A 13,601-nucleotide genomic window follows, 5' to 3' on the forward strand; every position below is an offset into this window, starting at 1 on the left:
GTGGGCGCTTAGCGCCCGCTTTTCTTCAGGAGTAATCATGACTGATGCAGCTTTCTATCAACTTGGCCCACTGCGCGAGTATTTAGAAGATCCTACTGTTTTTGAAATTCGCATTAACTGCTTTCAGGAAGTTATCTGTGATACGTTCAGCGGCCGCAGGGTTGTGCAGAACGCGGCAATTACGGCAGATTTTATTAGGAACCTTGCTAAATCGTTGGTGAGCAGCAACAAGCTGACCATGCAGGCCATTAATGACGTGATCCTGCCTGGCGGGATCAGGGGCGTTATCTGTCTGCCCCCTGCGGTGATTGACGGTACAACGGCCGTAGCGTTTCGTAAGGATTTGGCGGCCGATAAAAATCTGGAGCAGCTGACCAGCGAGGGGATTTTCAGTGACTGCCGGAAGATTACCGGCAGCAAGCAAAGCCTAACGGATGATGATTTTTTCCTTAAAGAGCTGCACAGCAGCGAAAAATGGCCCGCATTCCTGCAAACCGCCGTTGAGAAGAAACGCACTATCGTGATCTGCGGTGAAACCGGGTCGGGGAAAACGGTACTCACGCGCGCGCTGTTAAAATCGCTACATAAAGACGAGCGTGTAATTATTTTAGAGGACGTTCACGAAGTCACGGTCGATCACGTTGTAGAAGCCGTTTATATGATGTACGGCGATGCAGGAAAGATCGGCCGCGTCAGCGCCACTGATGCCCTGCGAGCCTGTATGCGTCTGACACCGGGCCGTATCATCATGACTGAGCTTAGGGATGATGCTGCGTGGGATTATCTTAAAGCACTTAATACCGGCCATCCAGGCGGTGTTATGTCAACGCACGCTAACTCTGCGCGCGATGCCTTTAACCGTATTGGGCTGCTTATCAAAGCGACCCCTATCGGCCGTATGCTCGATATGAGCGATATTATGCGAATGCTCTACTCCACCATTGACGTTGTGGTGCATATGGAAAAGCGGAAAATCAAAGAAATTTATTTTGACCCTGAATATAAAATGCAGTGTGTGAACGGGAGCCTGTAATGAAAAACTTAGCAACCTGGCTTCTGGCCGCAGCATTTACGACAGCCGCCCTGCCCGCCTTTGCGGTGGAACCATCCGTTCAGGTTGGCTACTCGCCTGAAGGAAGCGCCCGCGTTCTCGTCCTGAGCGCCATTGACTCCGCAAAAACCTCGATACGGATGATGGCTTATTCTTTTACCGCCCCGGATATTATGAAGGCACTGGTAGCAGCCAAAAAACGGGGAGTTGATGTGAAAATCGTAATTGATGAAAGGGGCAATACGGGGCGCGCCAGCATTGCGGCCATGAACTACATAGCGAACAGCGGCATCCCTTTGCGTACTGACAGTGATTTCCCTATCCAGCATGACAAGGTGATCATCGTGGATAATGTGACCGTTGAAACTGGCAGCTTTAATTTCACCAAAGCGGCCGAAACGAAAAACTCGGAGAATGCGGTGGTGATCTGGAACATGCCTAAGCTCGCTGAATCATTCCTCGAACACTGGCAAGACCGCTGGAATCGGGGGAGAGACTACCGTTCCAGCTACTGAATACTGACCGCCGAAAGGCGGTTTTTTTTGTTCAAAGAAACTGATCTCAGTATCGCGCACGGGGCAGCTGGCCAACGTCGCCGGCATCGCGCCGGCAAAAATCGAAAAACAGAAATATCAGCAAGATAGCTTAAACAGGTGTCGGGAAATTTCGTTGAGATATTTTGAAGGAATCACAGTGTAAGCAGGCGGCCTATTTCAAAAAAGGCGGCTGTACGGTAGTCACTGACTCTCTCGCAGATCTTCCCGCTCATGTACCAGTAATACCCGTCAGTGCTGACAATATCGAGCAAATACCGCATATCATAAACCGTATCGGGTATTACCTCACCCTCACCGGCCAGAACGCCGCTGGCAATAGAATGGTTCCCTCCTCGTACAAAGCCTATCCGCCAGGGCAACCACAAAGTAACGCGGTGGTTAATATCCTGTACCCACGGATTGCCCTTAGCGCTGCCTATATGGGGTCTGAGGTCCAACCATGCGAAAAACCACGTTAAGAAAGCAACCTTCTGAAAAGGCGACGTTTATCAGTTTTTTTTCCGGCCATAAAGGGGGCGGAAATTATTCCCTGCACGGGTATTCGCAAGGATTTCGGTAGTGCTCTGGCTCTGCCCCCCATAACCTGGCGGACAGAGCATGATTGGGAAAGCGGTACCCTCACGGCAGAAACGATTGACGCAGGCTATATTTCTATTATTCTGGAAATATAGATAAAGGAGGTATTATGGATTTAAACACTGCTGCAAACGCACTTCGAGAACTGGGCCACCCGACACGTCTCAGCATATACCGGGAGCTGGTCAGGGCGGGTCATGAAGGCCTGCCGGTTGGCGAACTGCAGAAGCACCTTGAGATTCCTGCCTCCACGCTCAGCCATCATCTTTCAGCGCTGATATCCGCTGGACGGCACTGTTGCAAATAGTCGGTGGTGATAAACTTATCATCCCCTTTTGCTGATGGAGCTGCACATGAACCCATTCAAAGGCCGGCATTTTCAGCGTGACATCATTCTGTGGGCCGTACGCTGGTACTGCAAATACGGCATCAGTTACCGTGAGCTGCAGGAGATGCTGGCTGAACGCGGAGTGAATGTCGATCACTCCACGATTTACCGCTGGGTTCAGCGTTATGCGCCTGAAATGGAAAAACGGCTGCGCTGGTACTGGCGTAACCCTTCCGATCTTTGCCCGTGGCACATGGATGAAACCTACGTGAAGGTCAATGGCCGCTGGGCGTATCTGTACCGGGCCGTCGACAGCCGGGGCCGCACTGTCGATTTTTATGGCACTGTTGCAAATAGTCGGTGGTGATAAACTTATCATCCCCTTTTGCTGATGGAGCTGCACATGAACCCATTCAAAGGCCGGCATTTTCAGCGTGACATCATTCTGTGGGCCGTACGCTGGTACTGCAAATACGGCATCAGTTACCGTGAGCTGCAGGAGATGCTGGCTGAACGCGGAGTGAATGTCGATCACTCCACGATTTACCGCTGGGTTCAGCGTTATGCGCCTGAAATGGAAAAACGGCTGCGCTGGTACTGGCGTAACCCTTCCGATCTTTGCCCGTGGCACATGGATGAAACCTACGTGAAGGTCAATGGCCGCTGGGCGTATCTGTACCGGGCCGTCGACAGCCGGGGCCGCACTGTCGATTTTTATCTCTCCTCCCGTCGTAACAGCAAAGCTGCATACCGGTTTCTGGGTAAAATCCTCAACAACGTGAAGAAGTGGCAGATCCCGCGATTCATCAACACGGATAAAGCGCCCGCCTATGGTCGCGCGCTTGCTCTGCTCAAACGCGAAGGCCGGTGCCCGTCTGACGTTGAACACCGACAGATTAAGTACCGGAACAACGTGATTGAATGCGATCATGGCAAACTGAAACGGATAATCGGCGCCACGCTGGGATTTAAATCCATGAAGACGGCTTACGCCACCATCAAAGGTATTGAGGTGATGCGTGCACTACGCAAAGGCCAGGCCTCAGCATTTTATTATGGTGATCCCCTGGGCGAAATGCGCCTGGTAAGCAGAGTTTTTGAAATGTAAGGCCTTTGAATAAGACAAAAGGCTGCCTCATCGCTAACTTTGCAACAGTGCCGGGCAGGGTAGTACCGTTGGCCCGGCGTTCGATAGTACCGTCCGGATACTGCCAGATATCGGCGTCCAGGGAGATGTCCTGAAGCGCGGTGTCCGGAATTTCAGGTTTGTGTCTCTACAAAGACTAACTATCAGAAAAACTCATCGAGCATCAAATGAAACTGCAATTTATTCATATCAGGATTATCAATACCATATTTTTGAAAAAGCCGTTTCTGTAATGAAGGAGAAAACTCACCGAGGCAGTTCCATAGGATGGCAAGATCCTGGTATCGGTCTGCGATTCCGACTCGTCCAACATCAATACAACCTATTAATTTCCCCTCGTCAAAAATAAGGTTATCAAGTGAGAAATCACCATGAGTGACGACTGAATCCGGTGAGAATGGCAAAAGCTTATGCATTTCTTTCCAGACTTGTTCAACAGGCCAGCCATTACGCTCGTCATCAAAATCACTAGCATCAACCAAACCGTTATTCATTCGTGATTGCGCCTGAGCGAGACGAAATACGCGATCGCTGTTAAAAGGACAATTACAAACAGGAATCGAATGCAACCGGCGCAGGAACACTGCCAGCGCATCAACAATATTTTCACCTGAATCAGGATATTCTTCTAATACCTGGAATGCTGTTTTCCCGGGGATCGCAGTGGTGAGTAACCATGCATCATCAGGAGTACGGATAAAATGCTTGATGGTCGGAAGAGGCATAAATGCCGTCAGCCAGTTTAGTCTGACCATCTCATCTGTAACATCATTGGCAACGCTACCTTTGCCATGTTTCAGAAACAACTCTGGCGCATTGGGCTTCCCATACAATCGATAGATTGTCGCACCTGATTGCCCGACATTATCGCGAGCCCATCTATACCCATATAAATCAGCATCCAGGTTGGAATTTAATCGCGGCCTCGAGCAAGACGTTTCCCGTTGAATATGGCTCATAACACCCCTTGTATTACTGTTTATGTAAGCAGACAGTTTTATTGTTCATGATGATATATTTTTATCGGCACTGTTGCAAAGTTAGGGAAGGTGCGAACAAGTTCCTGATATGAGATCATCATGTTCATCCGGAGCGCATCCCAGAGGGACATCATGAGCCATCAACTCACCTTCGCCGATAGTGAATTCAGCACTAAGCGCCGTCAGACCCGAAAAGAGATTTTCCTCTCCCGCATGGAGCAGATTCTGCCATGGCAGAATATGACCGCTGTCATCGAGCCGTTTTATCCCAAGGCGGGCAATGGCCGACGGCCCTATCCGCTGGAGACCATGCTGCGTATTCACTGCATGCAGCATTGGTACAACCTGAGCGACGGTGCCATGGAAGATGCCCTGTACGAAATCGCCTCCATGCGCCTGTTTGCCCGATTATCCCTGGATAGCGCCCTGCCGGATCGCACCACCATCATGAATTTCCGCCACCTGCTCGAGCAGCATCAACTGGCCCGTCAATTGTTCAAGACCATCAATCGCTGGCTGGCCGAAGCAGGCGTCATGATGACCCAAGGCACTTTGGTGGATGCCACCATCATTGAGGCACCCAGCTCGACCAAGAACAAAGAGCAGCAACGCGATCCGGAGATGCACCAGACCAAGAAAGGCAATCAGTGGCACTTTGGCATGAAGGCCCACATTGGTGTCGATGCCAAGAGTGGCCTGACCCACAGTCTGGTCACCACAGCGGCCAACGAGCATGACCTCAATCAGCTGGGTAATCTGCTTCATGGAGAGGAGCAATTTGTCTCAGCCGATGCCGGCTACCAAGGCGCGCCACAGCGCGAGGAGCTGGCCGAGGTGGATGTGGACTGGCTGATCGCCGAGCGTCCCGGCAAGGTAAAAACCTTGAAGCAGCATCCGCGCAAGAACAAAACGGCCATCAACATCGAATACATGAAAGCCAGCATCCGTGCCAAGGTGGAGCACCCGTTTCGCATCATCAAGCGGCAGTTCGGCTTCGTGAAAGCCAGATACAAGGGGCTGCTGAAAAACGATAACCAACTGGCGATGTTATTCACCCTGGCCAACCTGTTTCGGGTGGACCAAATGATACGTCAGTGGGAGAGATCTCAGTAAAAACCGGAAATAACGCCAGAAATGGCGGAAAAAATAGCCTAAATAGGCTGATTCGATGTGTTTGCGGGAAAAAAATCGGCCCAGATCCGCGAAATTTTAATCAGCGAGTCAGCTTGGGAAGAAATGACCTGCTTATTCGCACCTTCCTTAGCGATGAGGCAGCCTTTTGTCTTATTCAAAGGCCTTACATTTCAAAAACTCTGCTTACCAGGCGCATTTCGCCCAGGGGATCACCATAATAAAATGCTGAGGCCTGGCCTTTGCGTAGTGCACGCATCACCTCAATACCTTTGATGGTGGCGTAAGCCGTCTTCATGGATTTAAATCCCAGCGTGGCGCCGATTATCCGTTTCAGTTTGCCATGATCGCATTCAATCACGTTGTTCCGGTACTTAATCTGTCGGTGTTCAACGTCAGACGGGCACCGGCCTTCGCGTTTGAGCAGAGCAAGCGCGCGACCATAGGCGGGCGCTTTATCCGTGTTGATGAATCGCGGGATCTGCCACTTCTTCACGTTGTTGAGGATTTTACCCAGAAACCGGTATGCAGCTTTGCTGTTACGACGGGAGGAGAGATAAAAATCGACAGTGCGGCCCCGGCTGTCGACGGCCCGGTACAGATACGCCCAGCGGCCATTGACCTTCACGTAGGTTTCATCCATGTGCCACGGGCAAAGATCGGAAGGGTTACGCCAGTACCAGCGCAGCCGTTTTTCCATTTCAGGCGCATAACGCTGAACCCAGCGGTAAATCGTGGAGTGATCGACATTCACTCCGCGTTCAGCCAGCATCTCCTGCAGCTCACGGTAACTGATGCCGTATTTGCAGTACCAGCGTACGGCCCACAGAATGATGTCACGCTGAAAATGCCGGCCTTTGAATGGGTTCATGTGCAGCTCCATCAGCAAAAGGGGATGATAAGTTTATCACCACCGACTATTTGCAACAGTGCCGTTTACTCATATATACTTTAGATTGATTTAAAACTTCATTTTTAATTTAAAAGGATCTAGGTGAAGATCCTTTTTGATAATCTCATGACCAAAATCCCTTAACGTGAGTTTTCGTTCCACTGAGCGTCAGACCCCGTATAGTGTTTTGCAGTTTAGAGGAGATATCGCGATGCATACGCGGAAGGCAATAACGGAGGCGCTTCAAAAACTCGGAGTCCAAACCGGTGACCTCTTGATGGTGCATGCCTCACTTAAAGCGATTGGTCCGGTCGAAGGAGGAGCGGAGACGGTCGTTGCCGCGTTACGCTCCGCGGTTGGGCCGACTGGCACTGTGATAGGATACGCGTCGTGGGACCGATCACCCTACGAGGAGACTCTGAATGGCGCTCGGCTGGATGACGAAGCCCGCCGTACCTGGCTGCCGTTCGATCCCGCAACAGCCGGGACTTACCGTGGGTTCGGCCTGCTGAATCAATTTCTGGTTCAAGCCCCCGGCGCGCGGCGCAGCGCGCACCCCGATGCATCGATGGTCGCGGTTGGTCCGCTGGCTGAAACGCTGACGGAGCCTCACGAACTCGGTCACGCCTTGGGGGAAGGATCGCCCGTCGAGCGGTTCGTTCGCCTTGGCGGGAAGGCCCTGCTGTTGGGTGCGCCGCTAAACTCCGTTACCGCATTGCACTACGCCGAGGCGGTTGCCGATATCCCCAACAAACGGTGGGTGACGTATGAGATGCCGATGCTTGGAAGAGACGGTGAAGTCGCCTGGAAAACGGCATCGGATTACGATTCAAACGGCATTCTCGATTGCTTTGCTATCGAAGGAAAGCCGGATGCGGTTGAAACTATAGCAAATGCTTACGTGAAGCTCGGTCGCCATCGAGAAGGTGTCGTGGGCTTTGCTCAGTGCTACCTGTTCGACGCGCAGGACATCGTGACGTTCGGCGTCACCTATCTTGAGAAGCATTTCGGAACCACTCCGATCGTGCCTCCGCACGAGGCCGTCGAGCGCTCTTGCGAGCCTTCAGGTTAGAGGCCGTCGACAATGATAATCTGGATCAACGGACCTTTCGGCGCCGGAAAGACGACGCTCGCTAAGCGGCTGCGCGATCGGCGTTCCAAATCGCTGATCTTTGACCCCGAGGAAATCGGGTTCGTGGTGAAAGAAACGGTCCCCATGCCAGCGAGCGGAGACTATCAGGATCTCCCCTTGTGGAGGGGACTTACGATCGCGGCGGTCAGGGAGATTCGAAGGAATTACTCGCAGGACATCATCATCCCAATGACGCTCGTGCACCCGGACTATCTGACTGAGATACTCGACGGGGTAAGGCGGATCGACGATCAGCTGCTGCACATCTTTCTGACGCTCAACGAGGACCTATTGCGTCACCGGATCGCGAACCAGACCATGCATCCTGACCCGAATCGAAATGCGGAGATTCGAGAGTGGCGATTAGCGAATGTCGCCCGATGCTTGGCCGCAAGGGAACGGCTTCCATGCACAACCCGTGTTCTCGATAGTGGTGCACACACCAGCGATGAACTCGCAGCGATGGTGCTCGACGGAATCGATGGGCGCACCTGATCGCCTTCGACGCCTGCGCAAAGCGTAGCGCGAGGGTGGCGGGCTCACGACCAAACGCCCAGAGGTCGATCATCGCAGGGATGTTTGGCTTTGTGGTGCGGACGACGGGACTCGAACCCGTACTCTCACAGAGAAGCAGATTTTCGTACCACCTCGACTTTCGCCGCCGTCTGATGACGTTCGTGGTCTGGACTGTCCCTTCGCCATTGCCCGAAGGCTTTAGGCGCCGCCCGTCCAGTCTCTACACCTTCCCCCGAAGGGGCTTGGCTCGGGATTGGCTTAGGGTATTGCCCGTTAGCGTTCCCCGACTTTGAGCGGTTCTACTCCGCGGATTTCCCCGCGGGCACTCCAATTTTAAAGTCTGCTGCGTCTACCGATTTCGCCACGTCCGCCTTTTTTCGCCGTTCCTAGCGCTCGTGCGATGCACCTATGTTGCACCTAGCGCCGAATCGTTCTTCGTCATCCTGAAAAACCACGTCTCCTAAAGCCTTGCATAGCTTATCTTTTCTCCACCACGAACTTTTTTGTGGGATGGTAGAAAAAAAGACTTTTTAAGTCCGCTGGCTTGCCAGGCCTTGTTAGCTTGTACGGTCATGGTTATCGGGTAAAGAATATTGACGGCATCGCTGGTGTCGGTGGCTGAAAAGCCGGCTCCCATCAGGGCAATAGCCATTTCAGATGCAGGCGTACAGGGCAATGGTCAACAGCTACAGCCTGTCTGACGATTCCGGCGTCATGGCTGCGGCGGCTATCACGCATTTTTTGTTCGGTCAGGCGGTGTTTTCGTACCTCAATGGTTGGAGCGTGTTGAGCGGACCTGGTACAGGTTTGGACAGCACGGGCTGCAAATACGCAAGGGATTTAATGGGCCTGGTGGCGTTCACGGCTTTTATCGTGACGTTTCTGTTCAGGGGCTACTCATAATCTCGTGGCTCGGCGGTTCCCGGCACACCATGACAGTAAGGAAGGACCCTGTGTCTCAACTCTCCCAGCTTCGAAGCCCCGCCGCCGTGCAGGCTGCCATCGATGAGTTCGTGCAACTGGGCCGCACGAAATTCCTGGCGCGCCACGGCTACGGCAAGTCCCGCGACTTCCTGGTACGTGATCCGAAGACCGGCACCGATTGCGATTCCAAGGCCATCGCCGGTGTGGCCTTCGGCAAGCAATTTCCCGAGCAGGGCCCGCTCACTGCTGACAGCTTCTCCGGTGGCGAGACGACCGTCGTTCCGGCGCTGACGCGGCTCGGGTTTCGCATCATTCGCATCGGCGAAGACTGGTCCGAAGAAGAGGTCCTGGCCACGGTCGAAGACTATTTCGACATGCTGCGTGCCGAGGCGGCTGGGGAGCCGTACCACAAGTCCGAGCACAACCAGGCACTGCGCCAACTGCTGAACGGTCGCAGCAAGTCTTCAGTCGAGCTCAAGCACCAGAACATTAGCGCCGTACTCGATGCCCTGGGCCTGCCCTATATCAACGGCTACAAGCCACGCGGCAACAGCCAACTGCTGCTGCGTAAATCCGTACACGCCTACGTTCTGGAACATCAGCAGACGGTCGGCGCTCTTGTCGATGCCCTGGAGGAGGTAAAACTTCCGGGTGACAAAACCTACCGAGCGGCTTTGGTAGAACCACCCGCCCGTGAAGTGCTTGTGCGTACCCCGGCATCTCTACGGCAACGCCTACCGCGAAAGTTCGATTATGCCGCTCGCGATGAAGCCAACCGCAAGCTGGGCCGGGCAGGGGAGCAGTGGGTGATTGGCTACGAACAGCAACGCCTGACCGAGCTCGGCCACCCAGAGCTTTTTCAGCGGCTGGATTGGGTGTCCGACACCCAGGGAGACGGTGCGGGGTTCGACATCCTGTCGTTCGAAGAGGACGCCCATGAGCGCTTCATCGAGGTGAAAACCACCAATGGCGGGGTAGGCTCGTCTTTCTTGGTCAGCCACAACGAACTCGAATTCTCCAAGGAGGCGGGCGATCAATTCCATCTGTATCGCGTGTTCCAGTTTCGGGACGGTCCGCGCCTGTTCACGCTACCCGGCGACCTCAGCCAACATGTGCATCTCAAGCCGACGGACTACCGGGCGAGTTTCCGGAGTTTGGTGGGGTAAAGGCAGGGTTCTGTTGAGCCGAATGGCTGTGTGCGGCCGATTCTGTTGAAAAAGTAGCGGCCTCCCCATGCCGTTGGCAAAATTGCTTTGTCAGCGAGCGTGGGGGCGAACAGCATGATGGGACAGTTACCGGGAGGACAGCAGCGCCTGTTCTACTCGTTCAATCTGGAAGATCACGTCCCGGCCCAACATCTCCTGCGCAGCATCGACCAGTGCTTGGATCTCAGTGATCTACGTGCCTACCTGGCAGATTTCTATAGCCCCATCGGGCGTCCCTCGATTGACCCGGAGTTAATGGTGCGCATGCTGGTCGTCGGCTACTGCTATGGCATTCGTTCCGAGCGGCGATTGTGCGAAGAGGTGCACCTGAACCTGGCCTATCGCTGGTTCTGCCGGTTGGGTCTGGAAGACGAAGTCCCCAATCACTCGACCTTCTCGAAGAATCGCCATGGGCGTTTTCGTGACAGCGATCTATTCCGCTGGTTATTCAATGAGGTGCTGCGGCGCTGCATGGCAGCCGGCCTAGTCAAGGGTGAAGGTTTCGCCGTCGACGCCAGCATCATTAAGGCGGATGCCAGCCGGCAACGTGGGGTGGCGGGAGATGAGGTCGATTGGAACGATCCAAAGCTCAGCAGCCGCGCAGTGCGCGAGTACCTCGAAGCCCTTGATGAAGAGGCGCTGGCTGAGGCTCTTCCCAAGAAAATTTCGCTCACTGATCCTCAGTCCCGTTGGACAGCAGCGCCAGGTGGCCCGGCCTTTTTTGCCTACTCCACGAATTACCTGATCGACACTGAGCACGGTGTGATCATGGACGTGGAAGCTACCCCGGCGCACCGTACCGCCGAAGTCGATTCGACTAGGACGATGGTCGAGCGTGTCGAGGCGCAGTTCGATCTCACACCGGAACGCCTTATCGGCGATACCGCTTATGGCACCGCCCCGATGCTGGCCTGGATGGTCGAAGAAAAGGACATCGAACCGCATGTGCCGGTGTGGGACAAGACCGAGCGCAAGGACGACAGCCTCTCCAGTAACGACTTTCACTGGAGTCAGGACGCCAATGAATATCGCTGCCCAGCCGGCAAACCGCTACGCAGTGAATGGCGCGCCTTCACCCAGCAAAGGTCGCGGGTAACTAAGGCCAAAACCGTCATTTACCGCTCCAGCCAAACCGACTGCGCCACCTGCCCGTTGAAAGCGAAATGCTGCCCCAACACGCCGAATCGGAAGATCGTCCGCAGCATCCATGAGGCTGCCCGCGACGTGGCTCGACGCATCGCCAAGACACCGGAGTACCTCGTCTCTCGCTGCGAACGAAAGAAGGTGGAGATGCTTTTCGCCCACCTCAAACGGATCATGAAACTCGACCGTTTACGACTGCGTGGCCTAACGGGTGCCACTGACGAATTCACCTTGGCTGCGATGGTGCAGAACCTGCGCCGCATGGCCAAGCTTTTGCCTCAAGGGCCACCGCTGACGGGATAGGTATGCCTGCTACGAGCAGAAACCCTCAAATTAACCCTTAAACCTGAGCAAGGACGCTCAGTGAAACGCCGGAAGGCAACTTGAAGTGGCTTGCAGCCACTTCGACAGCAGGCACACCTGATCGGCAGGCTGCCGCTAAAGCTACTTTTTCAACAGAATCGGCCGATTTGTGCCGGTCGTCAAGGACCGCTTCGGATCACTCTCAACCGGATCGCGGGCCAGCTGATTTGCTAAAACCCGCGCCAAACTCAACGAAGGATTTCGCATGATCCGTTTTTTTTGGCGATCACGCTCGGCCTGATGGTTGGCTGCTCGTCGAGTTCAAGTTCGATCTGATCAGTGAGCGGTAGCGCAAGTGGATCGCCTCAGCCAAGCAGCGTTGTTGCCGGCGGCCGGAAGAAAGCCTTGAACTAGTAGCGGAAAGGATGAAACTTTATTTTTACGATTCTCAGCATTTTCCAAGGTTGAGCGAAAATTAGGATGATACTTTAATGATTCCGGCCTCCATCCCCACAAAACGCTTGCAGATGGCAGAATTGAAATAAGTCATTGTTTTAAATGGATTTTTGCAGGAATTGCTACGTTGCAGGGTCCTGTAGTTAGGATGACACTTTATTTTCCTCCCACAGGCCTCGTGATACGCCTATTTTTATAGGTTAATGTCATGATAATAATGGTTTCTTAGACGTCAGGTGGCACTTTTCGGGGAAATGTGCGCGGAACCCCTATTTGTTTATTTTTCTAAATACATTCAAATATGTATCCGCTCATGAGACAATAACCCTGGTAAATGCTTCAATAATATTGAAAAAGGAAGAGTATGAGTATTCAACATTTTCGTGTCGCCCTTATTCCCTTTTTTGCGGCATTTTGCCTTCCTGTTTTTGCTCACCCAGAAACGCTGGTGAAAGTAAAAGATGCTGAAGATCAGTTGGGTGCACGAGTGGGTTACATCGAACTGGATCTCAACAGCGGTAAGATCCTTGAGAGTTTTCGCCCCGAAGAACGTTTTCCAATGATGAGCACTTTTAAAGTTCTGCTATGTGGTGCGGTATTATCCCGTGTTGACGCCGGGCAAGAGCAACTCGGTCGCCGCATACACTATTCTCAGAATGACTTGGTTGAGTACTCACCAGTCACAGAAAAGCATCTTACGGATGGCATGACAGTAAGAGAATTATGCAGTGCTGCCATAACCATGAGTGATAACACTGCTGCCAACTTACTTCTGACAACGATCGGAGGACCGAAGGAGCTAACCGCTTTTTTGCACAACATGGGGGATCATGTAACTCGCCTTGATCGTTGGGAACCGGAGCTGAATGAAGCCATACCAAACGACGAGCGTGACACCACGATGCCTGCAGCAATGGCAACAACGTTGCGCAAACTATTAACTGGCGAACTACTTACTCTAGCTTCCCGGCAACAATTAATAGACTGGATGGAGGCGGATAAAGTTGCAGGACCACTTCTGCGCTCGGCCCTTCCGGCTGGCTGGTTTATTGCTGATAAATCTGGAGCCGGTGAGCGTGGGTCTCGCGGTATCATTGCAGCACTGGGGCCAGATGGTAAGCCCTCCCGTATCGTAGTTATCTACACGACGGGGAGTCAGGCAACTATGGATGAACGAAATAGACAGATCGCTGAGATAGGTGCCTCACTGATTAAGCATTGGTAACTGTCAGACCAAGTTTACTCATATATACTTTAGAT

15 protein-coding genes and 2 pseudogenes are annotated in these 13,601 nt (G+C 53.2%); 13 read left to right on the plus strand and 4 right to left on the minus strand.

Annotated features, from left to right (window positions below):
- The first annotated feature begins 37 nt into the window (after positions 1–37).
- On the plus strand, positions 38–1,033 hold the full coding sequence (locus tag GTH24_RS20360; RefSeq protein WP_000128596.1) for an ATPase, T2SS/T4P/T4SS family: 996 nt from the start codon (positions 38–40) through the stop codon (positions 1,031–1,033).
- Positions 1,033–1,566, plus strand: coding sequence for a phospholipase D family protein (locus GTH24_RS20365; RefSeq protein ID WP_000792636.1), 534 nt, complete (start codon positions 1,033–1,035; stop codon positions 1,564–1,566). The genes GTH24_RS20360 and GTH24_RS20365 overlap by 1 nt, the downstream gene beginning before the upstream one ends.
- Positions 1,567–1,739: 173 nt before the next feature.
- On the opposite strand, the gene GTH24_RS22405 is transcribed toward GTH24_RS20365, so the two are convergent.
- Positions 1,740–2,045 (minus strand): DUF6710 family protein, encoded by a 306-nt coding sequence (locus GTH24_RS22405; RefSeq protein ID WP_011742557.1) that lies wholly within the window; start codon positions 2,043–2,045, stop codon positions 1,740–1,742.
- A gap of 248 nt (positions 2,046–2,293) precedes the next feature.
- Between GTH24_RS22405 and GTH24_RS20375 the strand changes: the two are divergent.
- The 3 genes and pseudogenes from GTH24_RS20375 to GTH24_RS20385 form a co-directional block, all read left to right on the plus strand.
- A pseudogene (locus tag GTH24_RS20375) lies at positions 2,294–2,473 on the plus strand (ArsR/SmtB family transcription factor); the annotation flags it as partial.
- A gap of 64 nt (positions 2,474–2,537) precedes the next feature.
- Positions 2,538–2,852, plus strand: a pseudogene (locus tag GTH24_RS20380) (IS6-like element IS26 family transposase); the annotation flags it as partial.
- A gap of 63 nt (positions 2,853–2,915) precedes the next feature.
- Positions 2,916–3,620 (plus strand): IS6-like element IS26 family transposase, encoded by a 705-nt coding sequence (locus GTH24_RS20385; RefSeq protein ID WP_001067855.1) that lies wholly within the window; start codon positions 2,916–2,918, stop codon positions 3,618–3,620.
- Positions 3,621–3,802: 182 nt separating this feature from the next.
- Here GTH24_RS20385 and GTH24_RS20390 read toward each other — a convergent pair whose 3' ends face one another.
- Positions 3,803–4,618, minus strand: coding sequence for an aminoglycoside O-phosphotransferase APH(3')-Ia (locus tag GTH24_RS20390; RefSeq protein WP_000018326.1), 816 nt, complete (start codon positions 4,616–4,618; stop codon positions 3,803–3,805).
- Positions 4,619–4,771: 153 nt separating this feature from the next.
- Here GTH24_RS20390 and GTH24_RS20395 point away from each other — a divergent pair, with 153 nt between their 5' ends.
- Together GTH24_RS20395 and GTH24_RS22410 are read left to right on the plus strand one after the other, a co-directional pair.
- Complete coding sequence (locus GTH24_RS20395) at positions 4,772–5,752, plus strand: IS5-like element ISKpn26 family transposase (RefSeq protein ID WP_000019441.1); 981 nt, start codon at positions 4,772–4,774, stop codon at positions 5,750–5,752.
- Positions 5,734–5,991, plus strand: a complete 258-nt coding sequence (locus GTH24_RS22410) for a hypothetical protein (RefSeq protein WP_305955150.1) — start codon at positions 5,734–5,736, stop codon at positions 5,989–5,991. Before GTH24_RS20395 ends, GTH24_RS22410 begins: the two co-directional genes overlap by 19 nt.
- Here the strand turns inward: GTH24_RS22410 and GTH24_RS20400 are convergent.
- On the minus strand, positions 5,937–6,641 hold the full coding sequence (locus GTH24_RS20400) for an IS6-like element IS26 family transposase (RefSeq protein ID WP_001067855.1): 705 nt from the start codon (positions 6,639–6,641) through the stop codon (positions 5,937–5,939). The genes GTH24_RS22410 and GTH24_RS20400 overlap by 55 nt on opposite strands.
- Before the next feature lie 232 nt (positions 6,642–6,873).
- Between GTH24_RS20400 and aac(3)-IId the strand changes: the two genes are divergently transcribed.
- Together aac(3)-IId and GTH24_RS20410 are read left to right on the plus strand one after the other, a co-directional pair.
- On the plus strand, positions 6,874–7,734 hold the full coding sequence (aac(3)-IId, locus tag GTH24_RS20405; protein ID WP_164526951.1) for an aminoglycoside N-acetyltransferase AAC(3)-IId: 861 nt from the start codon (positions 6,874–6,876) through the stop codon (positions 7,732–7,734).
- 12 nt (positions 7,735–7,746) lie between these two features.
- Complete coding sequence (locus tag GTH24_RS20410) at positions 7,747–8,289, plus strand: AAA family ATPase (RefSeq protein WP_000587837.1); 543 nt, start codon at positions 7,747–7,749, stop codon at positions 8,287–8,289.
- Positions 8,290–8,770: 481 nt separating this feature from the next.
- On the opposite strand, the gene GTH24_RS20415 is transcribed toward GTH24_RS20410, so the two are convergent.
- Positions 8,771–8,962 (minus strand): hypothetical protein, encoded by a 192-nt coding sequence (locus tag GTH24_RS20415; protein ID WP_000951934.1) that lies wholly within the window; start codon positions 8,960–8,962, stop codon positions 8,771–8,773.
- 23 nt (positions 8,963–8,985) lie between these two features.
- Between GTH24_RS20415 and GTH24_RS20420 the strand changes: the two genes are divergently transcribed.
- The 4 genes from GTH24_RS20420 (at position 8,986) to GTH24_RS20445 (ending at position 13,566) form a co-directional block, all read left to right on the plus strand.
- Positions 8,986–9,213 carry a hypothetical protein gene (locus GTH24_RS20420; RefSeq protein ID WP_164526952.1) on the plus strand — a complete coding sequence of 76 codons (228 nt, stop codon included), beginning with the start codon at positions 8,986–8,988 and terminating at the stop codon, positions 9,211–9,213.
- A 50-nt stretch (positions 9,214–9,263) separates the two neighbouring features.
- Entirely contained in the window at positions 9,264–10,400 is a 1,137-nt protein-coding gene (locus GTH24_RS20425) for a DUF3883 domain-containing protein (protein WP_000080861.1), read from the plus strand.
- Positions 10,401–10,514: 114 nt separating this feature from the next.
- On the plus strand, positions 10,515–11,885 hold the full coding sequence (locus tag GTH24_RS20435; RefSeq protein WP_000971921.1) for an IS1182-like element ISCfr1 family transposase: 1,371 nt from the start codon (positions 10,515–10,517) through the stop codon (positions 11,883–11,885).
- A gap of 820 nt (positions 11,886–12,705) precedes the next feature.
- Entirely contained in the window at positions 12,706–13,566 is an 861-nt protein-coding gene (locus GTH24_RS20445; protein ID WP_000027057.1) for a broad-spectrum class A beta-lactamase TEM-1, read from the plus strand.
- Positions 13,567–13,601: the final 35 nt, after the last annotated feature.

It is taken from the genome of Proteus vulgaris (assembly GCF_011045815.1).
GTDB lineage: Bacteria > Pseudomonadota > Gammaproteobacteria > Enterobacterales > Enterobacteriaceae > Proteus > Proteus vulgaris_B.

Bases quoted from the DNA above. Each gene is read 5' to 3' on its own strand.
- GTH24_RS20360 (WP_000128596.1), top strand. From the start codon at position 38: ATGACTGATGCAGCTTTCTATCAACTTGGCCCACTGCGCGAGTATTTA.
- GTH24_RS20365 (WP_000792636.1), top strand. From the start codon at position 1,033: ATGAAAAACTTAGCAACCTGGCTTCTGGCCGCAGCATTTACGACAGCC.
- GTH24_RS20385 (WP_001067855.1), top strand. From the start codon at position 2,916: ATGAACCCATTCAAAGGCCGGCATTTTCAGCGTGACATCATTCTGTGG.
- GTH24_RS20390 (WP_000018326.1), bottom strand. From the start codon at position 4,618: ATGAGCCATATTCAACGGGAAACGTCTTGCTCGAGGCCGCGATTAAAT.
- GTH24_RS20395 (WP_000019441.1), top strand. From the start codon at position 4,772: ATGAGCCATCAACTCACCTTCGCCGATAGTGAATTCAGCACTAAGCGC.
- GTH24_RS20400 (WP_001067855.1), bottom strand. From the start codon at position 6,641: ATGAACCCATTCAAAGGCCGGCATTTTCAGCGTGACATCATTCTGTGG.
- GTH24_RS20410 (WP_000587837.1), top strand. From the start codon at position 7,747: ATGATAATCTGGATCAACGGACCTTTCGGCGCCGGAAAGACGACGCTC.
- GTH24_RS20415 (WP_000951934.1), bottom strand. From the start codon at position 8,962: ATGGCTATTGCCCTGATGGGAGCCGGCTTTTCAGCCACCGACACCAGC.
- GTH24_RS20420 (WP_164526952.1), top strand. From the start codon at position 8,986: ATGGTCAACAGCTACAGCCTGTCTGACGATTCCGGCGTCATGGCTGCG.
- GTH24_RS20435 (WP_000971921.1), top strand. From the start codon at position 10,515: ATGATGGGACAGTTACCGGGAGGACAGCAGCGCCTGTTCTACTCGTTC.
- GTH24_RS20445 (WP_000027057.1), top strand. From the start codon at position 12,706: ATGAGTATTCAACATTTTCGTGTCGCCCTTATTCCCTTTTTTGCGGCA.